Here is a 26,190-nt window from a genome sequence, read left to right on the forward strand (position 1 = left end):
CCAAGGAGTCACGACCATGATGCATGCCGATCTGATCGACCAGGAAGACTTTCGCGAGCGCCTGGTATCACTGGGCCTGAGCATTCCATCGGGCGCCTCGCCGGAACAGGCCTGCGAGCTGGCCGTCAGCGGCCTCAGCCCCGAACGCGCCGTCGCCTTGCGTCGCCTGGTCGAGGAGTTGCTCGGCGGCAGCGCAACCCTGCTGCCCAACGTGCGTGAAGCAATCAGCCGGCATCTGCTGCCAGCTCTGGTGCCGAAACCTGTGTGACGCCAGCGATCAACGTAAGAACGAGATGGATCGCGGCACACAACGAAACGGGGCGCCATTGGCGCCCCGTTTTCATTGCGACTCGACTCAGATCCGCACGCTGGCGAAGGTCGACTCCCCCTGAGCGCGATTGAGCGCCAGCACGGCACTGGAGTTGACCTGATGCTCGGGGATCGGCAGCAACACCACCAGGTTGGAACCCGACTGACCAGCACGCTCGTCACGTGGCGGAATGCCGAAGTACTCGCGATAGCACTTGGAGAAATGCGGGGTGGACACGAAGCCACAGACCGAGGCCACTTCGATGATCGACATGCTGGTCTGCTTGAGCAGTTGGCGCGCACGGATCAGGCGTAGCTTCAGGTAATAGCGCGACGGCGAGCAGTGCAGGTACTTCTGGAACAGGCGCTCGAGCTGACGACGCGAGATGTCGACGAAGCAGGCCAGCTCGTCGAGATCGATCGGCTCTTCCAGATTGGCCTCCATCAGCGCGACGATTTCCTGCAGCTTCGGCTGGTTGCTGCCAAGCATGTGCTTGAGCGGTACGCGCTGGTGATCCTGCTCGTTGCGGATGCGCTCGTAGATGAACATCTCAGAGATACCGGCAGCCAGTTCACGGCCATGCAGCTGGCCGATCAGGTGCAGCATCATGTCCATCGGCGCGGTGCCACCAGAGCTGGTGTTGCGGTTACGGTCGATGGAGAACAGGCGAGTGGTGATGGCGGCGCGTGGGAAGGCTTCCTGCATCGAGGCCAGACATTCCCAGTGCACGCTGCAGTCATAACCATCGAGCAGACCAGCCTTGGCCAGCGCCCAGCTGCCGGTGCACACCGCACCCAGCTGACGGCCCTGGCGCGCCTGCAGTTGCAGCCAGCTGACATGCTCACGCTTGACGCTGTGCTGGATATCCACGCCGCCACAGACGATCACCGCATCCAGGGCCGGGGCATTCTGCATCGCGGCGTCCGGGGTGATCTGCAAGCCATCGCTGGCGCAGACCGGTAGACCATCATGAGTGAGGGTGTGCCAGCGATACAGCTCCTTGCCGGAAAGCTGGTTGGCCATGCGCAGGGGTTCCACCGCCGAAGCAAGGGAAATCAGGGTGAAGTTGTCCAGCAGGAGAAAGCCGATGGACTGGGCGACACGGTTCTGGGGTTGTGCCCCTTGAGTGAACTGCGACATCGATGAAACCCTCACGCTAAGCACGGTATGAGCCCATTTGAAATGGGCCTCTGTTTTGTTCTCGCCCGGGTTTCGGCAACCGGGCCGCTATCCATATTTCAGGCAAAGGTCATGCCTAAATTGAATACACGTTCAATAAAAATAGACCATCGGTGCGTGGCGCACCAGGCGGGGCTCCGAGGGATGAGGAAGAAGCCGGCGAACCGCTCACGAGCCCATGTATCACGCGGGCTTGAGCATTTCGGTAGCACTGCCTGAGGGGCGTGCTACGACGCCCAACAGCGGCAGTAACGGACGGACGGTAACAACCTCGACCGACCGGTCACCACGAGCATGGACAAGACCATTTCTGGCCGCACCAAAAGCTCGCGAACCGGCCGTCACGGATCGGATGTTGCACCAGCAAAGGTCAGCACTCGATGGCGCTGACGGCCAGACCACCGCGTGAGGTTTCCTTGTACTTGTCATGCATGTCGGCACCGGTATCGCGCATGGTGCGGATCACCCGATCCAGCGAGATGTGATGTTCGCCATCGCCACGCAGCGCCATCTGCGCCGCATTGATCGCCTTCACCGCAGCAATTGCGTTGCGCTCGATGCAGGGCACCTGCACCAGGCCACCGACCGGGTCGCAGGTCAGTCCGAGATTGTGTTCCAGGCCGATCTCGGCAGCGTTCTCAAGTTGTTCGGGCGTGGCGCCGAGCACCTCGGCAAGCCCAGCTGCCGCCATGGCGCAGGCCGAGCCGACCTCCCCCTGACAACCCACTTCGGCGCCGGAAATCGATGCATTCTTCTTGCACAGAATGCCGATTGCCGCAGCCGCCAGCAGGAAGTCGACCACATCGGCATCGTTGGCATCGGGGTTGAAGCGCATGTAGTAATGCAGCACCGCGGGGATGATCCCGGCAGCGCCATTGGTAGGCGCGGTAACCATGCGCCCACCGGCGGCATTTTCCTCGTTGACCGCCAATGCGTAGAGGTTGACCCACTCCATGGCGCTCATGGTGCTACCGATCACGTTGGGCTTGCCCAGTTCCTGCAGGCTGCGGTGCAGCTTGGCGGCGCGCCGCCGTACGCTCAGTCCGCCAGGCAGAATGCCCTCCTCGCGCAAACCGTTGGTCACGCAATCCTGCATGGCCTGCCACAGTTTCAGCAGCCCGGCACGAATCTCCGCCTCACTGCGCCAGGCTTTTTCGTTGACCAACATCAGTTGCGACACGCGCAGACCATGCTGGCGGCACAGGCGCAACAGCTCGGCGCCACTGGAAAAATCGTAAGGCAGCTCGGTGTGATCCTGATCGAGTCGACCGCCGGCGGCTTGCGCCGCGTCGACCACGAAACCGCCACCAACCGAGTAATAGGTATCGCTATGCAGCTCTCCGCCCTCACCCTCTGCAATCAGGGTCATGGCATTCGGGTGATAGGGCAGGTTCTCGTCCAGCAGACGCATGTCACGCACCCAGTCGAAAGCGATAGGCAGACGACCGTCGAGCAGCAGCTCACCGTACTCCAGCAACGTGGCCATGCGCGGGGCGATCTGCACCGGGTCGATGCTGTCAGGCCATTCCCCCATCAAACCCATGATCACTGCACGGTCGCTGCCATGGCCTACACCGGTGGCTGACAGCGAGCCATACAGACGCACTTCGATGCGCTGCACTCGCTCCAGCAGTTCCCGCTCGCGCAGCGCCGCGACGAACAATGCAGCCGCACGCATCGGCCCCACGGTGTGAGAGCTGGACGGTCCGATGCCGATCTTGAACAGGTCGAAAACGCTGATAGCCACGCTGGAAAACCTCGCTGGATGAGTCGCCGCTCATCATCGGGATTTCACCATTGCAGCCGCGTCTGACACCGACCAGTGCGTGCCCATTCACGTCGTCGTCAACGGATCTGACGAGCACGTCTCGTTTCGACATGCCCGCGTCGTTTTCCCAGCCCTGGGGCGGCCCACCTCTTGCTATGAAATAGCGCGCTCGCACGTTGTGCAGGAACTCAATCCACTGGCCAATCGACACAGGTACGATTCATGAACAGACTCACCCGCTGGCTGCTCGCAATCTCCCTTGTCTGCACCACCGGCCTGCAGGCCGCCGAAGCCGAACGCTGCGAGCTGGTACGCCTGAGCGATGTCGGCTGGACCGACATCACCATGACCACCGCCGTGGCGCGCCTGGTTCTGGGCGAAATCGGCTACCGCACGCAGATCAAACGCATGTCGCTACCCGATACCTACCGCAGCCTGTCCGAAGGTCAACTGGATGTCTTCCTCGGTAACTGGATGCCGGCGCAGAGCGAGCAGGTACAGCCCCACCTGGACAGCGGCAAGATCGAGAAACTGCACACCAACCTGCCAACGGTGCGTTACACCCTCGCAGTGCTCACACCCGGCTATGACGCCGGACTCAAGGACTTCGCCGACATCCATCGTTTCAAGGACGAGCTGGGCGGACAGATCTTCGGTATCGAGCCGGGCAACGAAGGCAACGAGATGATCAAGGGCATGATCCGCGACAACGTCTTCGGTTTGCGCGGCTTCACCCTGGTGGAGTCCAGCGAAAGCGGCATGCTCAACCATGTCGAGCGTGCCCAGCGCCTGGGTAAATGGGCGGTTTTCCTCGGTTGGGAACCGCACCCGATGAACGAGCGTCTGAAGATGAACTACCTGGCCGGTGGCGACGATTATTTCGGCCCCAACTACGGAGCGGCTCAGGTCAATACAGTGGCGCGTGGCAACTTCAGCCAGCAGTGTCCCAATCTGGCTCGGCTATTTCGCAACATGACCTTCACCATTGCCGCAGAAAACCAGCTGATGAGCGCCGTACTGGAAGGCAATACCAACCGGCGCCGTGTGGCCAAGGACTGGATCGAGAACAACCCGCAGATGATCGCGGCCTGGCTCGATGGCGTGACCCGCTATCAGGGCGCGCCCATTACCAAGGTCTTCGACATACCGCTATCCGCAAATGACTGATAAATTCGACGAAACAGCCAAGAAATAACGATAAAAATGGCAAAAGAAAAAGGATCCTCGACGATCCTCGAGAGCATTCACCCACTGAGCAGAACGCGTCGAATGCCATGCGAAACGAACGCTGCCACGACTCGCCAGTCACAGTCTGCTGCTCCCTCTTCCTGCGTCGCTAGAAGTGCGCCACTTCCACATTTCTGTAAATTTTTTTCAACATCGCCACAGCCCCCGCGGTACGCCGCCTGCGTCTCGCTTGCAGAGCTGAAAACCAAGCCCGGCGCGGCTTGCAGGCTTGGCCAAGGGGCAAAAAAGTCTGTTAAGGTTTTTAAAGTGCGTTCTCGATACCCCACCTCGGTGCTCACGCCGAGGCCTATTCGAAACGACATCGGAGCAGTGCTTTCAGGAGCCCGGAAAACGGCGAAAACAGGTGAAAACACACGGCGTAGCGGGCCATGTCGTCGCCCAACACGTCAGGGTCGCAAACCGATAATTGCGCAGACCCCAAGACTATATCGTTGAGTCAGCCGATAACGTCGCTGCCACACCCCGAGGGGAACGGCAGACCGGGGCCCACCGCCCCGGACCGAAGAACAGACAAGCGCTGGCCCACCATCGATAGGGCGCCAGTCCAACAAGAAATTTCGGATGTACGCATGCGCCAGGACGGCGTATGAAACCCCAAGGGAATGGGCTTCGAAACACTGCCAGAGGGTTTGGAAAGCGGTTTGCAACACGGCAAGGCAATGGACACTCATGAACACGACGCAACGACGCAGCGGGCAAGCATCGCCATCAGCTGCGTGCGCTGCGGTGTGCCCGAGCGCCAAGACCGACACCTGCAGCGAAGCGCTCGCCAGCCCCGAAACTCAGCAAACACCCACACAGGTATCAGAGGCCTGACACAGCTGATCTACGCTTCGACGATGCGTGCCCGGCTGTGCCAGCGCGAACTGGATACCGATTGAAGGGGAAACGTCCCATGCAGTCTGGAAAGATCGTGGTCGAACACCTGTACAAGGTTTTCGGCTCAAACCCACAAGAAGCCATCGACCTGCTCAAGGAAGGCTGGAGCAAGGAGAGGATTCTGGCCGAGAAAGGCGCCGTGATCGGCGTCAGCGATGTGTCGTTCAGTGTCGAGGAGGGCGAGATCTTCGTTCTCATGGGCCTGTCCGGCTCCGGCAAATCCACCCTGATCCGCCTGATCAACCGTTTGGTCGAACCCAGCGGCGGCGATGTCTACATCGACGGGCAGAACGTGGCCAAGCTGCCGCAGTCGCAACTGATCGACCTGCGTCGCCGCGACATGAGCATGGTCTTTCAGTCCTTCGCCCTGATGCCTTCGCGCAGCGTACTGGATAACGCCGCCTTCGGTCTGGAAGTGGCCGGCACCGGGCGCAAGGAGCGCGAGAAGCGCGCCATGGAAGTGCTCAAGCAGGTTGGCCTGGACACCTTCGCTCACAAGTATCCGCATGAGCTTTCCGGTGGCATGCAGCAGCGCGTCGGTCTGGCCCGCGCGCTGACGGTCAACCCCTCGATGATCATCATGGACGAGGCCTTCTCGGCGCTCGACCCGCTCAAGCGCCGTGAAATGCAGGACGTGCTGCTGGAGCTGCAGAAGACCCATCGCCGCACCATTATCTTCGTCTCCCACGATATCGAAGAAGCCATGCGCATCGGCACCCGCATCGGCATCATGGAAGGCGGTAAGCTGATCCAGGTCGGCACCCCGCAGGAGCTGATCGAGAAGCCGGCCAACGAATACGTGCGCAACTTCTTCGATACCGTCGATACCAGCCGTTACCTCACCGCCGGCCAGCTCAAGGCCGACAGCGTGCCGACCTACGTGCACAACGGCAAGGCGCCGGACGCAGCGAAAATCTGCAAGGAGCTGCAGGCGCTGGACAAGCACTATGCTTTCATCGTCGACGAACAGAACAACTTCCAGGGCTCCATCAGCCTGGAGAAGATCGCCCTGATGGTCGACGGCGACGAACCCAAGCCACTGGAAACCAATGCCCTCAAACAGGTCGTTCCGGTGCCCGAGGACATGCCGCTGGAAGACGTCATCAGCCGCCTGGTGGACAACGAAGGGCCGATCCCGGTGGTGGACGCCGACGGCCATTACTGCGGCGCCATCAGCAAGGGCCGCCTGCTGACCCGACTGCAGGGGGAATCCCATGAGTGACAAGAAACTCGACCTCGGTAGCTGGGTCAACGACGTCGTCCAGCATCTGCTGGACAACTACAGCGGCGCCTTCGACAGCATCGGCAAACTGGTCAGCGGCTTTTCCGAAGGCATCGAAGCCCTGCTCATGCTGCCGCCAGCCTGGCTGCTGATCGCCATTTTCGTCGCCCTCGGCCTGTGGCGCATCGGCGCACGCTTCGCAATCTTCACCGCGGTGGCCTTCATCCTCATCGTCATGACCGGTTTCTGGGAACAGACCGTGGTGACGCTCGGCCTGACCTTCTCCTCGACGCTGATCAGCCTGCTGCTGGGCATCCCGCTGGGTATCTGGGCGGCCAAGAGCGAGCGCGTGGCGACCATCATCCGGCCGATCCTCGACTTCATGCAGACCATGCCGGCGTTCGTCTACCTGATCCCGGCAGCCATGCTCTTCGGCCTGGGTCGTGTGCCCGGCATCATCGCCACGGTGATTTTCGCCATGCCGCCGGCCGTGCGCCTGACCAGCCTGGGCATCCGCCAGGTGAACAAGGAAATCGTCGAAGCCGGCCAGTCCTTCGGCTGCACCAGTTCCCAGTTGCTGTTCAAGGTGCAACTGCCCAACGCCATGCCCTCGATCATGGCCGGGGTCAACCAGACCATCATGATGGCCCTGTCGATGGTGATCATCGCCTCGATGGTCGGCGCCGGCGGCCTGGGTAACGATGTACTGGCGAGCATCCAACGTCTCGACATCGGTCTAGGCTTCGAGAGCGGCATGGCCGTGGTGCTGCTGGCGATCATCCTCGACCGCATCACCGAAAGTTTCGGAACCAAGCAGACAGCCAAACGCGGCATATTCGCCTGGTTCAGTGGCAAGCTGCAGCGCCAGTCCAGCTAATCCGTTTTTTCACTTCACAGGGAACCGCAGATGAAAACGATCAAGACCACCGCCGCCATCGGCCTGTTGTCCTGCGCACTGATGCAGGGCGCAATGGCCGCCGAACCGGCTAGCTGCAAACAGGTTCGCTTTGCCGAGATCGGCTGGGCCGACATCGCCGCCACCACCGGCGTGGCCATGACACTGGCCGAAGGCCTGGGCTACCAGCCACGCAAGATCATGGCCTCGGTTCCCATCGCCTTCACCGGCGTCAAAAGCGGCCAGATCGATGTTTTCCTCGGTTACTGGGCGCCGTCCATGGACTCGGTGATCGAGCCCTTCCTCAAGGACAACGGCGTCAAGGTGTTGGAAAAAGCCAACCTCGAAGGCGCCAAGTACACCCTGGCCGTGCCGAGCTACGCCGCCGAAGCCGGCCTGAAGAGCTTTCAGGACATCGCCAAGTTCAAGGATCAGCTGGGCGGCAAGATCTACGGCATCGAACCGGGTAACGACGGCAACCTGCTGATCGACGGCATGATCAAGAACAACCAGTTCGACCTCGGCGACTTCCGCATGGTCGAGTCCAGCGAAGCCGGCATGCTGGTACAGGTGTCACGCGCGATCAGGAAGAAAGAGCCCGTGGTCTTCCTTGGCTGGGCGCCGCACCCGATGAACACCCAATACGACATCACCTACCTCTCCGGCGGTGATGACGTGTTCGGCCCCGACTACGGCGCTGCCAAGGTCTACACCGTGGTACCGCCAGACTACGAAGCGCGCTGCGCCAACGTCGGCAAACTGCTGAACAACCTGCAGTTCACCGTCGAAATCGAAAGCCAGCTGATGGAAAAGGTACTGGAGAAGGAAAACCCGCAGAACGTCGCCAAGGAGTGGATCAAGGCCAACCCGGCGATCCTCGACCAGTGGCTGAGCGGCGTGACCACCTTCGACGGCCAGGATGGCGTAGCCGCCGTCAAGAAACACGTCGGGCTGTAACAGGCCACGACCCGATTCAGGCCCGCAACCGAAGGTTCGGGCTTGAAATCTCCTCGAAAAATACCAGCGGCCGCTTTGCGGCCGTGACGGGGAGACTTTGCCCGCGAACCGGCAACCTGCTGCGCAACACGGTTTCGCAAGGCCCGCAATGAGAACGAGCCAGTCAACGATTCTGCAACTGCCACTCCAGGAGGATCAGCAACCTAGCGAGCGTGGCCAGGCATGGCGAAATCGACTCAGAGCACGGAGTGTACGAGCCGTACATGAGCGTCTCGCGGTCGACCTCAACGCTGAATGACCACATGCAGCGGTTTGCAGTCCTTCTCTCAACTGACGGAGCACCACGATATGCGCGTATTGAAAAATCTCTGCCTCGGCGCCGCCGCCCTGGCCATCGGAATGGGCAGCGCCCTGGCTGCCGAAAAACCCACCCTGAAGATCGGCTACGTCAACGGTTGGGACGACAGCGTCGCCGTGACTCACGTCGCCGGTGAAATCCTGCAAAGCAAGCTCGGCTACAAGGTCGAATTGAAGCCCGTGGAGCCGGCCATCATGTGGCAGGGCATCTCCCGCGGCGACCTCGATGCCACCCTCTCCGCCTGGCTGCCGGCGACCCACGGCGAGTACTACGAGAAACTCAAGGACAAGGTCGAAATACTCGGCACCAACTACTCCGGCGCCAAGATCGGCCTGATCGTGCCCGACTACGTCGAGGCCAAGACCATCGAGGATCTGGAAAAGTACGCCAAGGACTTCGACGGCAAGATCACCGGTATCGACGCAGGTGCCGGCGTGATGCGTCGCACTGAAGAGGCCATCAAGGAATACAACCTGGCCAGCATCAAGCTGATGCCCAGCTCTGGCCCGGCCATGGCCACCGCCCTGACCCGCGCCGAGAAAGCGCAGAAACCGATCGTGGTCACCGGCTGGATTCCGCACTGGATGTTCGCCAAATGGAAACTGCGCTTCCTCGAAGATCCGAAGAAAGTCTTCGGCGATGACGAGCGCGTCGACACCGTAGCCAACCCGGCACTGAAAGAAAAAGCCGCCGACGCTGCCGCCTTCCTCAGCAAGATTTCCTGGAGCGGCGAAGAAGTCGGTTCGGTGATGCTGGCCATTCGCGAAGGCGCCAAACCGGATCAGGCCGCCAAGGACTGGATCGCCAAGAACCCGGATCGCGTGGCCGAGTGGCTGAAGTAAGCCTCCTCCGGTCACATCACAAAGCGGGCTTCGGCCCGCTTTTTCGTTCAGCTACAGAACCGACTTTGTCCTTCTTAAAACCTGAGTGCTTTCTGCAGATCACCTCGATAAGCTGGAGCCCAACTCAAGTTCAAGGACGACATGAATGCGCCTGCTGCCCCTAATCATCATTCCCCTGTTTGCCGGATGCGCAACGCAGCCAGTTCCAGCAAATCGCGCAATACCGGTATCCCCCGAGCGATTGTTAAGCTATCAGGAGATACCATCCGAGCCCTTTCAATACCTGGTGATTAACCGGGATAAAGGGTTAACGGGAATTAGCTGTGATGCCGCAATCTACATTGACGACCAGCTAAGCGTGCAGCTCAACCCTGAAGAGTCAGCCATTTTTAAGCTGCCCCTGGGCAATTACACCCTGTCCGTAGATGCTGGTGAGTGCGGAAAGGATCGGTTGCAGGCATCAATCTTGAGTAGCTCAGCGGCAAGATTTCGCATCGCCTTCGACTCGAAGGCTCAGGCAAGTATTCTGCCGACAGAAGCCGGCCTCAATCGGCTCTGCTCCATCGGGATGTGCGGCCAGCCTCCCGGTACACCAGTTCCATGGTGGCTTTACTGATGGGCACGAAGATCAAGGCATGGCCTGAACACTCGAAGCCCACTATGCAGATAGCAGGGGCATCAGGGTTCTAGGGAAATACACCTTGGGCTTTGACAGCAAAACAAGCTCCAGCCAGATGCGCCAAACCGAATAAAGCGACTGCCAAGAACTCTGAGTAGGGCACTGGCCCGCTTTGTCGTTTCTGACGACCTCGAGATGCAGCCTCTATCAATTTTTTGGACATTTCTGCTGGGGCTTGCCGGGCATGGCCCTTAGACTCTCGCCTCCTGCCATGAACCACCCCGCATACGAGATGAAAAATACCTCCATCGTCTTCGCCTTCAGCGGTTGCCTCGCACTGCTGACCTTCCTGTTCGTCTACACCAAGTCCATCAATGCCCTTGCCATCTGGGACGCGAAAGCTGACGGCTACCTGGCCACCTGCGCCGGCTTGATGATCGCCGCCGCCATCGGAACGGCCCTGCTTGCGCCCGGTAAACCCGCAACGTCTGGCGTGGCCATCGCCGTCCTGCTGCTGACGGCAGTGCTCACCCAGTGCCTGTTCGGCTTCGATCTCTACACCGTAATGGCCGTCGGGCTGCTCTATGTCGCAGCGTTTATCGAATTGGCCTCGCTGCCCTCGGATACAGCCGAACCCCCTCAGCCCTGATGCAACGATGAGAAAACAGCCAGACCGCCGTAGACGCCCCGCTCACAACAGCCTTGAGCGACGGATACAGGCCATTGCCGACAGCCCGGAAGGCTACAAGCTGCTGCTGTTGCCTTACCTTCCCGCCTGGCTCGCACCAGCGACCTGGAATCTCTGGGGCAGCCTTGGTGGCACCCTGCTGATCGTCGCGACCGCTGTGCTGATCGCGCTGTTCTCCATTCGCCGTAACGAAGGTGTGCTCGTTGCCTTGAAGTACGGCGACGACGGACGCAGCGTGAGCGGTTTATTGGCTCGCCATCTGATCCTGGGTATCGCGCTGAGCAGCGCGTTGTTCACGGCAAATGCCTTCTTCGTGTGACGCTGACGCCAGGGCCGACAACGGCATGCCATCCCCTGGCATTGATTGATCGATCGATCAAAATCCGCCTAGACTGCGCCCCACTCGTTCCCCGTGGAGACCCCCATGCCCAAGGTCGGCATGCAGCCCATTCGTCGTTCGCAATTGATCGCTGCCACCCTGGAAGCTGTCGACCAGGTCGGCATGGCCGATGCCAGCATCGCCTATATCGCGCGCCTGGCAGGGGTGTCGAACGGCATCATCAGCCACTATTTCAACGACAAGAACGGCCTGCTCGAAGCCACCATGCGTCACCTGATGCAGGCACTCAGCAAGGCCGTGGGCGAGCGCCGTCGGGCGCTGCGCGAGGACAGCCCGCGCGCCCACCTGAAGGCGATGATCGATGGCAACTTCGATGACAGCCAGGTCAGTGGCCCGGCGATGAAGACCTGGCTGGCGTTCTGGGCCAGCAGCATGCACCAGCCTGCCCTGCGCCGCCTGCAACGGGTCAACGACCACCGCCTCTACTCCAACCTGTGCGGCCAGTTCCATCGCGTGCTGCCGCAAGACCAGGCGCGTTTCGCCGCCCGCGGTCTGGCCTCGCTGATCGATGGCCTGTGGCTGCGCGGCGCCCTCTCCGGCGAAGCCTTCGACACCGAGCAGGCGCGCCGCATCGCCTACGACTACCTCGACCTGCAGTTGGCCAAGGCTTCGTAGGGTGCGCTGCGTGCACCACGTACAACTCCTTTCTCTGATCATCTAGATCACTCGGTGCGCACAGCGCACCCTACGGACGACCGTTCGCCTGCGTGCATGTCGCGTTTGGCTGCGCGCTGTCGTTTTTGTTGATTGATCGTTCAATTTAAATAAAATAGGCTGTTCTCTAAGCAGATTGACCGAGTTCAGAGGACAGCCCATGCCCCGTTTCGCCGAACAGCAGCTCTACATCGGTGGCCAGTACGTCGCCGCCAGCAGTGGAGAAACCTTCGACAGCATCAACCCGGCCACCGGCGAGGTGCTGGCCAAGGTGCAGCGTGCCAGCCAGGCCGATGTCGAGCGGGCCGTGGCCAGCGCCACCGAAGGGCAGAAGGTGTGGGCAGCAATGACCGCCATGCAGCGTTCGCGCATCCTGCGCAAGGCCGTGGACATCCTGCGTGAGCGCAACGACGAGCTGGCCGAACTGGAAACCCTCGATACCGGCAAGCCACTGTCCGAAACCCGCTACGTCGACATCGTCACCGGCGCCGACGTGCTGGAGTATTACGCCGGCCTGATCCCGGCCATCGAGGGCGAGCAGATCCCGCTGCGCGAATCCTCCTTCGTCTACACCCGCCGCGAGCCGCTGGGCGTGGTCGCCGGCATCGGCGCGTGGAACTACCCGATCCAGATCGCCCTGTGGAAATCCGCGCCGGCTCTGGCTGCCGGCAACGCGATGATCTTCAAACCCAGCGAAGTCACCTCGCTGACTGCGCTGAAGCTCGCTGAGATATACACCGAAGCTGGCCTGCCTGACGGCGTATTCAACGTGCTCACCGGTAGTGGTCGCGAGGTTGGCCAGTGGCTGACTGAGCATCCGGGTATCGAGAAGGTGTCCTTCACCGGCGGCACCGTCACCGGCAAGAAGGTGATGGCCAGCGCCTCCAGCTCCAGCCTCAAGGAAGTGACCATGGAGCTGGGGGGAAAGTCGCCGCTGATCGTGTTCGAGGACGCCGACCTGGATCGCGCCGCCGACATCGCGGTGATGGCCAACTTCTACAGCTCCGGCCAGGTGTGCACCAACGGCACCCGCGTGTTCGTGCCACGCATGCTGCAGGCGCGCTTCGAGGCCAAGGTGCTGGAGCGGGTCAAGCGTATCCGCCTCGGCGATCCACTGGATGACGCTACCAACTTCGGCCCGCTGGTCAGCTACGCGCACATGGAGAGTGTGCTCGGCTACATCGAGCAGGGCCGCAGCGAAGGCGCACGCCTGCTGGTCGGCGGCGCGCGCGTCAGCGACGGCGAGTACGCCAAGGGCGCCTACGTCGCCCCCACCGTGTTCACCGATTGCCGTGACGACATGACCATCGTGCGCGAGGAAATCTTCGGCCCGGTGATGAGCATCCTCATCTACGACAGCGAAGAGGAAGTGATCCGCCGCGCCAACGACACCGACTACGGCCTGGCCGCAGGCGTGGTCACCCGCGACCTAAACCGCGCGCACCGAGTGATCCACAAGCTGGAAGCCGGCATCTGCTGGATCAATACCTGGGGCGAATCGCCGGCCGAAATGCCGGTGGGCGGCTACAAGCAGTCCGGTGTCGGCCGCGAGAACGGTCTGGTCACCCTCGGCCACTACACCCGCATCAAGTCGGTACAGGTCGAACTCGGCGGCTACAGCTCGGTGTTCTGATCGTCGCGCCAAGCTTGTAGGAGCGGCCGGGCGGCGCACCGCTTTAGCTGCGAAAAGCATCGCGGACAAATCCGCTCCTACAAAAACCGCCGTCCCGTAGCCCGGATGCCATCCGGGAACAGTCACCGTGTTTTCCCGGACTGCGTCCGGGCAGCAGGAGGATGTCATGCCCCAGGAATTCGACTACATCATCATCGGTGCCGGTTCAGCCGGTAACGTCCTGGCCACCCGTCTGACCGAGGACGAAGGTGTCAGCGTGCTGCTGCTCGAAGCCGGCGGCCCGGATTACCGCCTCGACTTCCGCACGCAGATGCCCGCCGCCCTGGCCTTTCCGCTACAGGGCCGACGCTACAACTGGGCCTACGAGACCGACCCCGAGCCGTACATGAACAACCGCCGCATGGAATGCGGGCGCGGCAAGGGCCTGGGCGGCTCATCGCTGATCAACGGCATGTGCTACATCCGCGGCAATGCCCTGGACTTCGACAACTGGGCCACTGCCAAAGGCCTGGAGGACTGGACGTATCTGGACTGCCTGCCGTATTTCCGCAAGGCGGAAACCCGCGACATCGGCCCCAACGATTACCACGGCGGCGACGGCCCGGTGAGCGTAACCACGCCCAAGGCCGGCAACAACCCGCTGTTCCACGCCATGGTCGAGGCCGGCGTACAAGCAGGTTATCCGCGTACCGATGACCTCAACGGCTACCAGCAGGAAGGCTTCGGCCCGATGGATCGCACCGTGACCCCGGAAGGCCGTCGCGCCAGCACCGCACGCGGTTATCTGGACCAGGCACGGGCACGGCCGAACCTGACCATCGTCACCCACGCCACTACCGATCGCATCCTGTTCGACGGCAAGCGCGCCAGCGGCGTGAGCTACCTGATCGGCAACTCGAACAACGCCACCGAAGCCCGCGCCCGTCGCGAGGTGCTGCTGTGCGCCGGCGCCATCGCCTCGCCGCAGATTCTCCAGCGCTCCGGCGTTGGCCCTGCAGCGCTACTGCGCAAGCTGGATATCCCGCTGGTGCATGAACTGCCTGGCGTCGGCCAGAACCTGCAGGATCACCTGGAGATGTACCTGCAGTACGCCTGCACACAGCCGGTGTCGCTGTACCCGGCGCTCAAACTGCTCAACCAGCCGGGCATCGGCGCGCAATGGCTGTTCGCCGGCAACGGCATCGGCGCCAGCAACCAGTTCGAGGCGGGTGGGTTCATCCGTACGCGCCCGGAATTCGCCTGGCCCAATATCCAGTTCCATTTCCTCCCGGTGGCGATCAACTACAACGGCAGCAATGCGGTCAACGAGCACGGTTTCCAGGCTCACGTCGGTTCGATGCGCTCGCCCAGCCGCGGTCGCATCCAGCTCAAGTCCAAGGATCCGCGCCAGCACCCGAGCATCCTGTTCAACTACATGAGTCACGAGCAGGACTGGCAGGAATTCCGTGACGGCATTCGTCTCACTCGCGAGATCATGGCGCAGCCAGCACTCGACCCTTACCGAGGCCGCGAGATCAGCCCGGGCGCCGACGTACAGACTGACGCCGAGCTGGATACCTTCATCCGCGAACACGCGGAGACAGCGTTCCATCCGTCGTGCTCGTGCAAGATGGGCGAAGACGACATGGCGGTGGTCGATGGGCAAGGCCGCGTGCACGGCGTGCAGGGCTTGCGCGTGGTGGATGCGTCGATCATGCCGGAGATCATCACCGGCAACCTCAACGCCACCACCATCATGATGGCCGAGAAGATCGCCGATCGAATCCGAGGGCGTCAGCCATTGCCGCGCAGCAATGCGCCGTACTTCGTCGCGGGCGACCGCCCCGTGCGGGGTGTGCCGCTGCGCAGCCAGAACGACAGGCTAGTCGGGTAATTCCTGACGGATCATCCAGTGCCCCTCGGGTGGCATCAGCCGCCCGAGGTCAAAGCGCTCCAATGCGGCGACATCGAGCATCTCGATCTTTGGGCTGATCAGCTGCGGTACCTTCTCGCCCTGTAGAGCACGCACGGCAAGATCCAGCGCGACGCGCGCTTGAATCACCGGCGAGTCGGTCGGCGCTGCCAGCACCTGGCCTTCGTGAATCTGTTCCAGCACCCGTTCAGTGGCATAGAACGACAGCACCTGCGCCTGCGAACCGACATTACGCACCAACTGCGCCGCGAACGCCGCCGCCTCGGCGTTGCCGATCAGGTAATCGAGCTGCGGATGCTGCTTGAGCAGCTCCCGCACCAGTTGCGCCTGACGGCTGCGATCGACCGGGCCGTAGCCACCATGAGCCAGCGTTACCGCGCTACCCGACATGGCTTCGCGCAAGCCGCGTTCGGCATCCTGCACCCAGCCGGCATCCGCCGGCCCGGGCAGCCAGCCGACCTGAATCGGGCGACCTGCGCTGAGCTTCACCACGTATTCGAGGGTTGCGCGCGCCATATCGGCGAAGTCGACCCGGGAATGGGCACTGATACCTGGGCAATCCAGGCGATTGACCAGATCGATCACCGGCCGGCCAGCCTTCGTCTGCACTTCTACCGCGTGGCACAGGTCATAGGTGTTGATGCTGGCCACGACGAAGGCATTGGCGCCCTCGGCCACACAGTGGTCGAACTGCTCCAGTTGCACCGCCGCATGCTCGTAGCCACCGGCCTCGTAGATGCCCAGGCGTACACCGAGTCGATTCGCCTCCTGATCCAGACCCCAGGCCACGCCCCACCAGTAACGATCCTTACCGTGGGGCAACAGCGCGCAGATGCGCCAGGGCTTGTCGGCCACAGGCAAAGGGCGGTAATCCCGCATGCGGCCATCGGCTTCTACCGGATAGGGAAACCATTCGGCAGCCAGCAGTGACTGGCTGAACAGGCAGAACCAGACAGGTAACCAGCGCATGAAGCCATCCTTAGCCCAGAGCAGGGCGATATGCCGGTAGCTCCAGCGTAGCACTTACCGTCCTGGCTCATGAGGATTTGCCCGACCCGCACCAGCAGCCTAGAGTGAAGCGCGAAGACCACGAGAACAGCATGACCATCCCCGCACCGCTCGACCCACGCACCGCCCGCCTGCTGCCATGGATAGTCGCCATCGCCTTCTTCATGCAGACGCTGGACGGCACCATCCTCAATACCGCCCTGCCCGCCATGGCCGGCGATCTCAACGAAGACCCGCTGCGCATGCAGTCGGTGGTGATCGCCTACATGCTCACCGTGGCGTTGCTGATTCCGGCATCGGGCTGGATCGCCGACCGCTTCGGCACCCGGCGCATCTTCTTCGGCGCCATCGCCCTGTTCAGCCTCGGCTCGCTGCTGTGCGCACTATCGGAATCGCTCAGCATGCTGATCGGCGCGCGGGTCATTCAGGGCCTCGGCGGTGCCTTGATGATGCCGGTCGGACGCCTGGTGGTGCTGCGCGCCTATCCGCGCTCCGAGCTCGTGCGGATCATGAGTTTCATCACCCTGCCCGGCCTGCTCGGCCCGCTGATCGGCCCGACCCTCGGCGGCTGGCTGGTGGAAGTCGCCAGCTGGCACTGGATCTTCCTGATCAACCTGCCCGTGGGGCTGCTCGGTTGCTGGGCGGCGCGACGGTATATGCCGGACCTGCGCGGGCCAGAGCGTAGCCGCTTCGATACCGTGGGTTTCCTGCTGTTCGGCGCCGCCATGTTGCTGATCACCGTGGCGCTGGAAGGGCTCGGCGAGTTGCACCTGCCGACCATGCGTGTGGTGCTGCTGTTGCTCGGCGGCATGGCCTGCCTGGCCGCTTACTGGTTACGCGCCGGGCGTATCGAACATCCGCTGTTCTCGCCAGCGCTGTTCCATACCCGCAGCTTCGCCGTGGGCATCATCGGCAACCTGTTCGCGCGTCTCGGCAGCGGCGCGTTGCCCTTCCTCACGCCCCTCCTGCTGCAACTGGCGATGGGCTATTCGCCGGCCCAGGCCGGCATGAGCCTGATCCCGCTGGCACTGGCAGCCATGGCAGCCAAGCCCCTGGCCAAGCCGCTGATCGAGCGCCTCGGCTACCGCAACATCCTCACCAGCAACACCCTGCTGCTTGGCGCCCTGATCGCCAGCCTGGCGCTGGTCGATGCCGAGACGTCGACGTTGCAGTTGATCATCCAGCTGAGCCTGATCGGCGCCTGCAACTCGCTGCAGTTCACCGCGATGAACACGGTAACGCTGATCGACCTGGACAACCGCGACGCCAGCAGCGGCAACAGCCTGCTGTCGGTGGTGGTGCAGCTGGCAATGGGCCTGGGCGTCGCCTCGGCAGCGGCGCTGCTCAGTGGCTTCAGCCGCGACCTTGGCGGCAGTGACCACGTGTTGCAGGCGTTTCAGGCCACCTACCTGTGCGTCGGCCTGCTGTCGATGCTGGCAGCGGCGATCTTCCTGCAACTGGATACGAAAGCGGGCCGTAGCGGCCGCAATATCGAGGTTCCGACCGACGACTGACGTGGCCTGATACACTGCCGCCCTGTTTCACCAGCCCCGAGCCCTTGCCGTGACCGCTACCGCCTTCGCCAGCCTGCCCCTTTCCGCCGCCATGCAGGCCAATCTCGCCGCCATCGGCTATGCCGAGATGACGCCCATCCAGGCCGCCAGCCTGCCGCTGATTCTCAAGGGCCGCGACCTGATCGCCCAGGCCAAGACCGGCAGCGGCAAGACTGCAGCGTTCGGCATCGGCCTGCTGCATCCGCTCAACCCACGCTACTTCGGCTGCCAGGCCATGGTGCTGTGCCCGACGCGCGAGCTGGCCGATCAGGTAGCCAAAGAGATTCGTCGCCTGGCCCGCGCGGCCGACAACATCAAGGTGCTCACCCTGTGCGGCGGCGTGCCCTTCGGCCCGCAGATCGGCTCGCTGGAGCACGGCGCGCACGTGATCGTCGGCACTCCCGGCCGCGTACAGGAACACCTGCGCAAAGGCACGTTGAAGGTCGATGGCCTCAATACCCTGGTGCTCGACGAGGCGGATCGCATGCTCGACATGGGCTTCGTCGACAGTATCAGCGACATCATCGAACAAACCCCGGCGCGCCGGCAGACCCTGCTGTTCTCCGCCACCTATCCGACCGGCATCGAACAACTCGCCGCGCGCTTCCTGCGCAGCCCCGAGCGGGTCGAGGTCGAGGCGCAGCATGACGACGGGCAGATCGAACAACGCTTCTACGAAATTGCTCCAGGCCAACGCATGGAAGCGGTCAGCACGCTGCTGCGGCATTTTCGCAAACAACCGGTGGTTGCCTTCTGCGCCACGCGCCAGCAATGCGACGAGCTGGCCGCGCAGCTAGAGGCCGAGAAGATTTCCGCCGCCGCACTGCATGGCGATCTGGAGCAACGTGATCGCGATCAGATCCTCGCCCTGTTCGCCAACCGCAGCCTCAGCGTGCTGGTGGCCACTGACGTTGCCGCGCGCGGCCTGGATATCGCCGGGCTGGAGATGGTGATCAACGTCGAGCTGTCGCGTGATGCCGAGGTGCATATCCACCGCATCGGTCGCAGTGGTCGCGCCGGTGAAAAAGGCCTGGCGCTGAGCCTGGTGGCGCCCGCCGAAGCCGGTCGCGCCCAAGCCATCGAAGCGCTTCAGGGCAAGGAACTGGCCTGGTATCCGCTGCCTGCGGCCAAGGCGACTGGCGAGCCGCTGCTGCCGCCGATGCACACGCTGTGCATCGGTGCCGGACGCAAGGAGAAACTGCGCCCTGGCGACATCCTCGGTGCCCTGACCGGCGATGCCGGCATCCCTGGCGATCAGGTCGGCAAGATCGCCCTGTTCGATTACCAGGCCTACGTTGCCGTGCACCGCGATGTGGCGCGCCAGGCGCTGAAGCGCCTGAGCGAAGGCAAGATCAAGGGTAGAACTCTGCGTGTACGTCTATTGTAAGGTTGATATAAAGAATCAAACGGCCTGGGCCGGAGTTACCCATGCGCAATATTCTGGTCATTGAAGACAGTCCACTGGTTCTGAAGATCCTCGAACATCTGTTCCGCCAGGAAACCGATCTGGAGCCGATCTTCTGTGCCTCGCTGGCAGAAGCCGAAGTGATGCTGGAGACCTCGGCCGCGCTGTTCTTCGCCGCCATCGTCGACCTGCACCTGCCGGATGCGCCAGATGGCGAGAGCGTCGACCTGGTGATGCGCTATCACCTGCCGTGCATCGTCCTCAGCGGCAGTTACAACGAGCAACGCCGTGACGACCTGCTGATGAAGGGCGTGGTCGACTATGTGCTCAAGGAAAGCCAGCACTCCTACGAGTACGCCTTCCGCCTACTGCACCGGCTCGACCACAACAGCCATATCAAGATTCTCATCGCCGACGACTCCACGGCGCAGCGTCACTACATTCGCCACATTCTCGAGCCGCACCACTACCAGATCATCGAGGCCAGCGACGGCAAGGAGACCCTGCGCCAGCTGGGCGAGCACCCGGATCTCGACCTGCTGGTACTCGACCATGCCATGCCCGGCGTCAGCGGTTTCGAGCTGGTCAAGCTGCTGCGGCAAAAGCTGCGCCTCAACGACCTGATCATCATCGGTGTGTCCGCCGACCCCAAGGGCTCGCTCAGCGCGCAGTTCATCAAGCATGGTGCCGATGACTTCCTGCGCAAACCATTCTGCCCCGAAGAGCTGAATTGCCGGGTGATGTCCACCCTGGAGCGTCGCGACCTGCTGCGCGCGCTGAAGAAAGCCGCACAGTTCGATGCCCTGACCGGCCTGAACAACCGCCGCGCTTTCTACGAGCAGGGACTGCAGATGCTGCAACAGGCACAACGCGAGCGTCGCGAAGTGTGCGTGGCGATGCTCGACCTCGACCACTTCAAGCAGATCAACGATGGTTTCGGTCATGCCAGCGGCGACAGCGCCCTGGTGGTGTTCGCCCGGGCAATGAGTGCGGCCTTCCCCGATATGCTGCTGGGCCGACTCGGGGGCGAGGAATTCGCCCTGCTCACGCTGCATGATGCGGAGCAGGTGGTGCAGGCACTGGACAAGCTACGGCGGCAATGCGCTAGCCTGTACTACGCGGTGGGCGCGCCGGCCTTGTCGTTCAGCGCGGGGCTGTACCAGGGCGAACCAGAAGACCTGGAAAGCCTTCTGCACGAGGCTGACATCCGGCTATACCGGGCCAAGCAGCAGGGCCGCGCCCGTACGGTGCTGGCCTGATCAAGGGCCGTGGCGCTGCAGCGTCGCGGCATAGCTACCATCGTCGCTCATCTCCTGGATCGCCTTGTCGAAACGACTGGCGATTTCCTCGTGATCGGCACGACTGCGACGAACCAGAATATGCAGGCCGTTCTCGGTCAACGGCAGCGGCAGGAACTCCAGCTCGCCGCGAATGGAGCTCAACTCCCGCCCCATGTGATACCGCGCCACCAGTTCATCTTCCAGCGCCAGCTGCACCCGCCCGGCATGCAACATGCGCGCAGCGATCTCGAAGCTGCCAACACCCACCTTGAGCAGGTTGGGGTCGCTGTCGAACTCCTTGGAATAGGCATAACCACGCACCACGGCGATGCTGTGCGGGTAGAGATCGGCCAGGGTTTCGAAGCGAATATTGCTGCCCTTGCGCTGCATGAAACGCAGACGATTGACCAGATAAGGGCGAGAGAAATAGCCGTACTCGGCACGATCCGCACTGTACCAGGCGTTGATCAACACATCGTAATCACCGCGTTTGAGCCCCAGCACCGCTCGCTCCCAGGGAACCTCGGCGTAGCTGGTGGTGTAGCCGGCACGCTTCAGCGCCTGCTCCACCAGATCACTGGCCAGACCATTGCCAGGTAAGTCCCGATCATTGAAAGGCGGCCAGGGATCAGCCACCAGGCGCAACAACTCGGCCGAGGCCAGTGCCGGCGACAGCAGCAAGAGCAATAGCCAGGCACGCACTGCGAGCATTGGTGGCGATCCATCCGAATTGATCAGTTCTAGTGATAGCAGGCGCAACGCCACTCGTCACTGTCTCAAATCTGAGACAAGCATTGGCGCACTCCGCATTCGTCGGCAACACGCTGGGCAGAATCGGCGACCCAGAGCGGCTTCGGGTAAACTTCACCGGTTTTCTCGCAGCACCATTTGTGCCAGCGATTCACCTTGGGGACATTTCGTGTTGCAAACCGACGTACTGATCATTGGCGCAGGCGCTGCCGGACTGATGTGCGCAGCCACTGCCGCTACCCGTGGCCGCCGCGTGTTGGTACTCGACCACGCCAACAAGGCCGGCAAGAAAATCCTCATGTCCGGCGGTGGGCGCTGCAACTTCACCAATATGTACTGCGAGCCGGCCAACTTCCTCTCCGGCAACCCGCACTTCTGCAAATCCGCCCTGGCGCGCTTCACCCAGTGGGATTTCATCGGCCTGGTAGCCAAGCATGGTGTGCCATATCACGAGAAGAAACTCGGCCAACTGTTCTGCGACAACAAGTCCAGCGATATTCTCGAACTTCTGCTGACCGAATGTGCCGAAACGGGCGCGCAGATTCGCCTGGATACCGCCGTGCAAAGCATCGAGAAAACCGAAGGCGGTTTCCTGCTGCAAACCGATCTCGGCACCGTGGCCTGCCAGTCGCTGGTGATCGCCACTGGCGGGCTGTCGATTCCCACCCTCGGCGCCACCGGCTTCGGTTACCAGGTGGCCAAGCAGTTCGGCCATGAAGTACTGCCGACCCGCGCCGGGCTGGTGCCCTTCACTCTCACCGATCCGCAGCTCAAGACGTTGTGCACCGAGCTTTCCGGCACCTCGGTCGAGGACTGCCGGGTGAGCTGCAATGGCCAGAGCTTCGTCGAGAACATCCTGTTCACCCATCGCGGCCTGTCCGGGCCGGCGATCCTGCAGATTTCCTCCTACTGGCAACCAGGCGACACCGTGCACATCGACCTGCTGCCGCATATCGACCTGCCCGAGTGGTTGGCGACCCAACAGCGCGAGCGCGGTAACAGCGAGCTGAAGACCTTGCTGGCCGAGCTGTTCACCAAGAAGATGGCGACCCTGCTGGTGGACAACTGGTTCACCAACAAGCCGTTGAAGCAGTACACGCCGGGCGAACTGAAGGCGATTGCCGAGCGCCTGTCCGACTGGCAACTGGTGCCCGCCGGCACCGAGGGCTACCGCACGGCCGAAGTCACCCTGGGCGGGGTGAATACCGACGAGGTGTCGTCCAAGACCCTGGAGTCGCTCAAGGTGCCGGGACTGTATTTCATTGGCGAGGTACTGGACGTCACCGGCCATCTCGGCGGCTTCAACTTCCAGTGGGCCTGGGCCTCGGGCTACGCCGCCGCGCAGTACGCCTGAGCACGGCGCAAGAGCGCTACAACCGCTCGATAACACTGGCAGCAGGCTGGAAAGCCAGTCCGTGCGCCTGCGCGACGCTTTCGCAGGTAACCACTCCGCCAGCCACATTGAGGCCGGCCAGCAAGTGCGGGTCTTCCTCCAGCGCACGACGCGTGCCTTTCTGCGCCAAGGCGACGACGAACGGCAGCGTGGCGTTGTTCAGCGCCTGGGTCGAGGTACGCGCCACCGCCCCCGGCATGTTGGCCACGCAGTAATGAACCACCTCGTCGACAACATAGGTGGGCTCGGCATGGGTGGTGGCGCGCGAGGTCTCGGCGCAGCCACCCTGATCGATGGCCACATCCACCAGCACCGCGCCGGCCTTCATCTGCCGCACCATGTCCGCCGTGATCAGCTTGGGCGCTGCTGCCCCGGGGATCAGCACGCCGCCGATGACCAGATCGGCCGCCAGCACCTGCTCCTGTAGCGCAGTGCGCGTGGAATAGAGCGTGGTGATGCGGTTGCCATACCGGGCATCGAGCCGGCGCAGGGCATCGACGCTTTTGTCCAGCACCGTCACATCGGCACCGAGGCCGACCGCCATCGCCAGCGCATGGCTACCGACCACACCGCCGCCGAGAATCGCCACCTTGCCCGGCGCCACGCCAGGTACCCCGCCCAGCAGCACGCCACGCCCACCGCGCGCCTTCTCCAGGCAACCGGCACCGGCCTGGATCGACATGCGCCCTGCGACCTCCGACATCGGCGCCAGCAATGGCAGGCGGCCCTGAGCATCGGTCACCGTCTCGTAGGCGATACAGGTGGCGCCGCTCGCCATCAATTCCTCGGTCTGCGGCCGATCCGGCGCCAGGTGCAGGTAGGTGAACAAGGTATGGTGCTCGCGCAGCCGGGCCCGCTCCACGGCGAGCGGCTCCTTGACCTTGACGATCAGCTGCGCCAGCTGAAACACCTCGCCGGCGCTCCTGGCGATCTGCGCGCCCGCCTCACGGTAATCCTCGTCGGCAAAGCCGATGGCGGCACCGGCACGAGTCTCGATCCAGACCTCGTGCCCCTGTGCGCTCAGTTCTGCCACGGACGCAGGCGTAAGGCCGACACGGTACTCGTGATTTTTGATTTCCTTGGGTACGCCGATTCGCATGACTCTCTCCCAGCGTTCAGGATCAACACCTGAAGTCTAGGAAAGCGTCACGCGCCTCACCGGGAAATCCGCGAGAAAACCTGTCCGTCCGTCACTGTCCGAACAGCAGGCGCCGCGCCTCGGCGGTCAGCAGGGCCTTCGGATCTTCGTTCACCTGGGCCACCAGTGCGTAGGCACGCTGTACGGCAGGACGCGCGGCAATGCGCTCGAGCCAGGCAGCCATGTGCGGGAAGTCTTCGATCTTCTGTTGCTGGGCTTGCCACAATGTGGCCCAGGGGTAGATGGCCATGTCGGCGATGGAATAGTCGCCGGCCACATATTCGTGCTCGGCCAACTGGCGATCCAGCACGCCGTAGAGTCGGGCAGTTTCCCTCACGTAACGCTCGATGGCGTAGGGAATTGGCTCCGGCGCGTAACGCACGAAATGATGGTTCTGCCCGGCCATCGGTCCGACGCCGCCCATCTGCCAGTACAGCCATTGCAGCACGCTGAAGCGTGCACGGGTCTCGCGTGGCAGGAACAGCCCGCTCTTGTCGGCCAGGTATTCGAGAATCGCCCCGGACTCGAACAGGGCGATGGGCTCGCCTCCGTCTGCAGGCGCCTGATCGACGATTGCCGGGATGCGGTTGTTCGGCGCGATCTTGAGAAATTCGGGTTCGAACTGCTCACCCTTGCCGATGTGTACCGGGATGACGCGATACTCCAGGCCAGCCTCTTCGAGAAAAATGCTGACCTTGTGGCCGTTCGGGGTAGTCCAGTAATACAGGTCGATCATCTGCTCATCTCCGCCTGGGTCGAGGCCCGTTTGACCGGGCCGTGAGTCGCTTCGTAAGTCTGCACAATGCGGGCGAACCAAGCGCCGAGTGCCGAATCATCAGCCCATGGCTGCGCGCCCAGGCACCAGGCCCAGAACAGCATGCCGGCCAGCAGGTAGTCGCAACCGCCGGGCGCCTGGCCCTCGAAGAAGGGTTGTTCACGCAGCCACATTTCCAGCGGCGCCACTGCCTCCCGGAACAGCCGCTCACCGCCCTGCGGATCAGCGAAATCCTCCAGGCTCATGCCCAAGGCCTTTTCACGGCTGCTGCGGAAATACTCACGGTCAGCCGGATCGATGACCTGCCAGACCCGCGGAATCAGAATCTTCAACAACGGCACGCGCACCATGTGAAAGCTCAGGCGCTCGAACAGTCGCGCCCGCTCGGCGGCCAGCGCGTCGCCGAGCAGCGGATGCTGCGGGTAGCGTCGATCCAGGTAGGCGAAGATGGCCATGCTGTCATGCAGCGTTTCGCCGTCATCGGTCAGCACCGGCACCAGTTTCTGCCCGGAAAAGGCGATCAGCTCCTTATCGGTGAAGCGTGTCGGCCGGCTCTGGTAATCCAATCCCTTGTGCGCCAGAGCGAGGCGCACACGCCAGCAGTATGGCGAAAACACCAGCTCGCGATCAGCCCCGCACAGCTCGAACAACTCTCGCATATCCACTCCCCAATTAAGAACCAATCAGTCCACAAATAAACGAACAAACAACCCGCAGCGAAACTCAGGCCCCGTCCAGGCTTTTCATCACCACAGCGACGGTGGCGCGGATCGATTCAGCCGGCAGCCCGGACTTGACCTGGGTACGCAGCCCACTCATCACGCATTGCAGATAACCGGCGCAAGCTTGCAAATCGTCCCTTGCCGGCAGCTCGCCACAGGCGACGGCGCGTAGCAGCGCCTGCTCGAACACCTGGCAGATACCCGCCGTGGCGTGCTGCAGCACAGGCACCAGCACGGGCTCCGACAGCGAGAATTCGTTGGCTACGTTGACCAACATGCAGCCACGCGGCACGCCATTCGAGCCCCCGTCATCGAGCACACTGAGCAAGCGGCCACGAATGAAACCGAGCGGCGAAGCGCTGGCCTCCAGCTGTTCCAGCAACAGGGCGCGACGCTGCTCCACGTAGCGGCCGAACGCAGCGGCGAACCAGGCCTGCTTGCTCGGGTAGGTCTGGTACAGGCTGCTCTTGGACAGGCCGGTAACTGCCTGCAGATCCTGCAGCGAAGCGGCCTCATAGCCGCGCTGCCAGAACAGCTGCATGGCATTTTCCAGCGCCCGATCCGGGCAGAAGCTTTTGGGGCGTCCACGTGTCGTCATGCCG

The 26,190-nt window shown here is 62.5% G+C and carries 24 protein-coding genes; 16 read left to right on the top strand and 8 right to left on the bottom strand.

The window, feature by feature from the left end:
- Positions 1–16: 16 nt before the first annotated feature.
- Positions 17–268, top strand: a complete 252-nt coding sequence (locus tag C7A17_RS07645) for a hypothetical protein (RefSeq protein ID WP_106737471.1) — start codon at positions 17–19, stop codon at positions 266–268.
- A gap of 87 nt (positions 269–355) precedes the next feature.
- On the opposite strand, the gene gbdR is transcribed toward C7A17_RS07645, so the two are convergent.
- Together gbdR and C7A17_RS07655 are read right to left on the bottom strand one after the other, a co-directional pair.
- Positions 356–1,450: a choline metabolism transcriptional regulator GbdR gene (gene gbdR, locus C7A17_RS07650; protein ID WP_106737472.1), complete on the bottom strand. Its 1,095-nt coding sequence runs from the start codon at positions 1,448–1,450 to the stop codon at positions 356–358.
- Between the two features lie 409 nt (positions 1,451–1,859).
- Positions 1,860–3,236, bottom strand: coding sequence for an L-serine ammonia-lyase (locus tag C7A17_RS07655; RefSeq protein WP_106737473.1), 1,377 nt, complete (start codon positions 3,234–3,236; stop codon positions 1,860–1,862).
- A 243-nt stretch (positions 3,237–3,479) separates the two neighbouring features.
- Here C7A17_RS07655 and C7A17_RS07660 point away from each other — a divergent pair, with 243 nt between their 5' ends.
- The 11 genes from C7A17_RS07660 (at position 3,480) to betA (ending at position 15,525) form a co-directional block, all read left to right on the top strand.
- Positions 3,480–4,424, top strand: coding sequence for an ABC transporter substrate-binding protein (locus tag C7A17_RS07660; RefSeq protein ID WP_106737474.1), 945 nt, complete (start codon positions 3,480–3,482; stop codon positions 4,422–4,424).
- A gap of 976 nt (positions 4,425–5,400) precedes the next feature.
- The gene (locus tag C7A17_RS07665; protein ID WP_106737475.1) at positions 5,401–6,606 is read left to right on the top strand and encodes a quaternary amine ABC transporter ATP-binding protein; all 1,206 of its coding nucleotides are present in this window, start codon (positions 5,401–5,403) and stop codon (positions 6,604–6,606) included.
- Positions 6,599–7,483: an ABC transporter permease gene (locus tag C7A17_RS07670; protein ID WP_106737476.1), complete on the top strand. Its 885-nt coding sequence runs from the start codon at positions 6,599–6,601 to the stop codon at positions 7,481–7,483. The genes C7A17_RS07665 and C7A17_RS07670 overlap by 8 nt, the downstream gene beginning before the upstream one ends.
- A gap of 30 nt (positions 7,484–7,513) precedes the next feature.
- Entirely contained in the window at positions 7,514–8,458 is a 945-nt protein-coding gene (locus tag C7A17_RS07675; RefSeq protein ID WP_106737477.1) for a choline ABC transporter substrate-binding protein, read from the top strand.
- A 348-nt stretch (positions 8,459–8,806) separates the two neighbouring features.
- Positions 8,807–9,658, top strand: a complete 852-nt coding sequence (locus C7A17_RS07680; protein ID WP_106737478.1) for a glycine betaine ABC transporter substrate-binding protein — start codon at positions 8,807–8,809, stop codon at positions 9,656–9,658.
- A 145-nt stretch (positions 9,659–9,803) separates the two neighbouring features.
- Positions 9,804–10,274 carry a hypothetical protein gene (locus tag C7A17_RS07685; RefSeq protein ID WP_106737479.1) on the top strand — a complete coding sequence of 157 codons (471 nt, stop codon included), beginning with the start codon at positions 9,804–9,806 and terminating at the stop codon, positions 10,272–10,274.
- 247 nt (positions 10,275–10,521) lie between these two features.
- Positions 10,522–10,926: a hypothetical protein gene (locus tag C7A17_RS07690; protein WP_199796403.1), complete on the top strand. Its 405-nt coding sequence runs from the start codon at positions 10,522–10,524 to the stop codon at positions 10,924–10,926.
- A 7-nt stretch (positions 10,927–10,933) separates the two neighbouring features.
- Positions 10,934–11,284: a hypothetical protein gene (locus C7A17_RS07695; RefSeq protein WP_106737481.1), complete on the top strand. Its 351-nt coding sequence runs from the start codon at positions 10,934–10,936 to the stop codon at positions 11,282–11,284.
- A 105-nt stretch (positions 11,285–11,389) separates the two neighbouring features.
- Positions 11,390–11,980 carry a transcriptional regulator BetI gene (betI, locus tag C7A17_RS07700; protein WP_106737482.1) on the top strand — a complete coding sequence of 197 codons (591 nt, stop codon included), beginning with the start codon at positions 11,390–11,392 and terminating at the stop codon, positions 11,978–11,980.
- Positions 11,981–12,179: 199 nt separating this feature from the next.
- Entirely contained in the window at positions 12,180–13,652 is a 1,473-nt protein-coding gene (gene betB, locus C7A17_RS07705; protein WP_106737483.1) for a betaine-aldehyde dehydrogenase, read from the top strand.
- Positions 13,653–13,818: 166 nt separating this feature from the next.
- Positions 13,819–15,525 (top strand): choline dehydrogenase, encoded by a 1,707-nt coding sequence (gene betA / locus C7A17_RS07710; protein ID WP_106737484.1) that lies wholly within the window; start codon positions 13,819–13,821, stop codon positions 15,523–15,525.
- Here betA and torT read toward each other — a convergent pair.
- Positions 15,514–16,533 carry a TMAO reductase system periplasmic protein TorT gene (torT, locus tag C7A17_RS07715; RefSeq protein ID WP_106737485.1) on the bottom strand — a complete coding sequence of 340 codons (1,020 nt, stop codon included), beginning with the start codon at positions 16,531–16,533 and terminating at the stop codon, positions 15,514–15,516. The genes betA and torT overlap by 12 nt on opposite strands.
- Positions 16,534–16,664: 131 nt before the next feature.
- On the opposite strand from torT, the gene mdtD reads away from it, so the two are divergent.
- From mdtD to C7A17_RS07730, 3 genes are read left to right on the top strand one after another with little or no spacing between them, the layout of a single operon-like run.
- A complete protein-coding gene (gene mdtD / locus C7A17_RS07720; RefSeq protein WP_106742798.1) occupies positions 16,665–18,086 on the top strand; it encodes a multidrug transporter subunit MdtD in 1,422 nt (473 codons plus the stop codon).
- Between the two features lie 49 nt (positions 18,087–18,135).
- Positions 18,136–19,512 (top strand): ATP-dependent RNA helicase DbpA, encoded by a 1,377-nt coding sequence (gene dbpA / locus C7A17_RS07725; RefSeq protein ID WP_106737486.1) that lies wholly within the window; start codon positions 18,136–18,138, stop codon positions 19,510–19,512.
- A gap of 41 nt (positions 19,513–19,553) precedes the next feature.
- Positions 19,554–20,789: a GGDEF domain-containing response regulator gene (locus C7A17_RS07730; protein ID WP_106737487.1), complete on the top strand. Its 1,236-nt coding sequence runs from the start codon at positions 19,554–19,556 to the stop codon at positions 20,787–20,789.
- Here the strand turns inward: C7A17_RS07730 and C7A17_RS07735 are convergent, their stop codons facing one another.
- Positions 20,790–21,521: a substrate-binding periplasmic protein gene (locus C7A17_RS07735; protein ID WP_106737488.1), complete on the bottom strand. Its 732-nt coding sequence runs from the start codon at positions 21,519–21,521 to the stop codon at positions 20,790–20,792.
- Positions 21,522–21,729: 208 nt separating this feature from the next.
- On the opposite strand from C7A17_RS07735, the gene C7A17_RS07740 reads away from it, so the two are divergent.
- Positions 21,730–22,914 carry a BaiN/RdsA family NAD(P)/FAD-dependent oxidoreductase gene (locus tag C7A17_RS07740; protein WP_106737489.1) on the top strand — a complete coding sequence of 395 codons (1,185 nt, stop codon included), beginning with the start codon at positions 21,730–21,732 and terminating at the stop codon, positions 22,912–22,914.
- A 16-nt stretch (positions 22,915–22,930) separates the two neighbouring features.
- Here the strand turns inward: C7A17_RS07740 and ald are convergent, their stop codons facing one another.
- The 4 genes from ald to C7A17_RS07760 form a co-directional block, all read right to left on the bottom strand.
- Positions 22,931–24,052: an alanine dehydrogenase gene (ald, locus tag C7A17_RS07745; RefSeq protein WP_106737490.1), complete on the bottom strand. Its 1,122-nt coding sequence runs from the start codon at positions 24,050–24,052 to the stop codon at positions 22,931–22,933.
- 91 nt (positions 24,053–24,143) lie between these two features.
- On the bottom strand, positions 24,144–24,827 hold the full coding sequence (locus C7A17_RS07750; RefSeq protein WP_106737491.1) for a glutathione S-transferase N-terminal domain-containing protein: 684 nt from the start codon (positions 24,825–24,827) through the stop codon (positions 24,144–24,146).
- Positions 24,824–25,525: a glutathione S-transferase family protein gene (locus C7A17_RS07755; protein ID WP_106737492.1), complete on the bottom strand. Its 702-nt coding sequence runs from the start codon at positions 25,523–25,525 to the stop codon at positions 24,824–24,826. Before C7A17_RS07755 ends, C7A17_RS07750 begins: the two co-directional genes overlap by 4 nt.
- Before the next feature lie 64 nt (positions 25,526–25,589).
- Entirely contained in the window at positions 25,590–26,129 is a 540-nt protein-coding gene (locus C7A17_RS07760) for a TetR/AcrR family transcriptional regulator (RefSeq protein WP_106737493.1), read from the bottom strand.
- Positions 26,130–26,190: the final 61 nt, after the last annotated feature.

The organism is Pseudomonas mendocina (assembly GCF_003008615.1).
In the GTDB taxonomy this organism is placed as follows: Bacteria; Pseudomonadota; Gammaproteobacteria; order Pseudomonadales; family Pseudomonadaceae; genus Aquipseudomonas; species Aquipseudomonas mendocina_C.

Coding starts and splice junctions, on each gene's coding strand:
- C7A17_RS07695 (WP_106737481.1), top strand. CDS start 10,934: ATGAGAAAACAGCCAGACCGCCGTAGACGCCCCGCTCACAACAGCCTT.
- C7A17_RS07735 (WP_106737488.1), bottom strand. CDS start 21,521: ATGCTCGCAGTGCGTGCCTGGCTATTGCTCTTGCTGCTGTCGCCGGCA.
- C7A17_RS07730 (WP_106737487.1), top strand. CDS start 19,554: ATGCGCAATATTCTGGTCATTGAAGACAGTCCACTGGTTCTGAAGATC.
- C7A17_RS07760 (WP_106737493.1), bottom strand. CDS start 26,129: ATGCAGCTGTTCTGGCAGCGCGGCTATGAGGCCGCTTCGCTGCAGGAT.
- ald (WP_106737490.1), bottom strand. CDS start 24,052: ATGCGAATCGGCGTACCCAAGGAAATCAAAAATCACGAGTACCGTGTC.
- C7A17_RS07665 (WP_106737475.1), top strand. CDS start 5,401: ATGCAGTCTGGAAAGATCGTGGTCGAACACCTGTACAAGGTTTTCGGC.
- betI (WP_106737482.1), top strand. CDS start 11,390: ATGCCCAAGGTCGGCATGCAGCCCATTCGTCGTTCGCAATTGATCGCT.
- betA (WP_106737484.1), top strand. CDS start 13,819: ATGCCCCAGGAATTCGACTACATCATCATCGGTGCCGGTTCAGCCGGT.
- C7A17_RS07670 (WP_106737476.1), top strand. CDS start 6,599: ATGAGTGACAAGAAACTCGACCTCGGTAGCTGGGTCAACGACGTCGTC.
- C7A17_RS07645 (WP_106737471.1), top strand. CDS start 17: ATGATGCATGCCGATCTGATCGACCAGGAAGACTTTCGCGAGCGCCTG.
- C7A17_RS07680 (WP_106737478.1), top strand. CDS start 8,807: ATGCGCGTATTGAAAAATCTCTGCCTCGGCGCCGCCGCCCTGGCCATC.
- C7A17_RS07685 (WP_106737479.1), top strand. CDS start 9,804: ATGCGCCTGCTGCCCCTAATCATCATTCCCCTGTTTGCCGGATGCGCA.
- C7A17_RS07755 (WP_106737492.1), bottom strand. CDS start 25,525: ATGCGAGAGTTGTTCGAGCTGTGCGGGGCTGATCGCGAGCTGGTGTTT.
- C7A17_RS07675 (WP_106737477.1), top strand. CDS start 7,514: ATGAAAACGATCAAGACCACCGCCGCCATCGGCCTGTTGTCCTGCGCA.
- mdtD (WP_106742798.1), top strand. CDS start 16,665: ATGACCATCCCCGCACCGCTCGACCCACGCACCGCCCGCCTGCTGCCA.
- C7A17_RS07690 (WP_199796403.1), top strand. CDS start 10,522: ATGGCCCTTAGACTCTCGCCTCCTGCCATGAACCACCCCGCATACGAG.
- C7A17_RS07750 (WP_106737491.1), bottom strand. CDS start 24,827: ATGATCGACCTGTATTACTGGACTACCCCGAACGGCCACAAGGTCAGC.
- gbdR (WP_106737472.1), bottom strand. CDS start 1,450: ATGTCGCAGTTCACTCAAGGGGCACAACCCCAGAACCGTGTCGCCCAG.
- C7A17_RS07660 (WP_106737474.1), top strand. CDS start 3,480: ATGAACAGACTCACCCGCTGGCTGCTCGCAATCTCCCTTGTCTGCACC.
- betB (WP_106737483.1), top strand. CDS start 12,180: ATGCCCCGTTTCGCCGAACAGCAGCTCTACATCGGTGGCCAGTACGTC.
- torT (WP_106737485.1), bottom strand. CDS start 16,533: ATGCGCTGGTTACCTGTCTGGTTCTGCCTGTTCAGCCAGTCACTGCTG.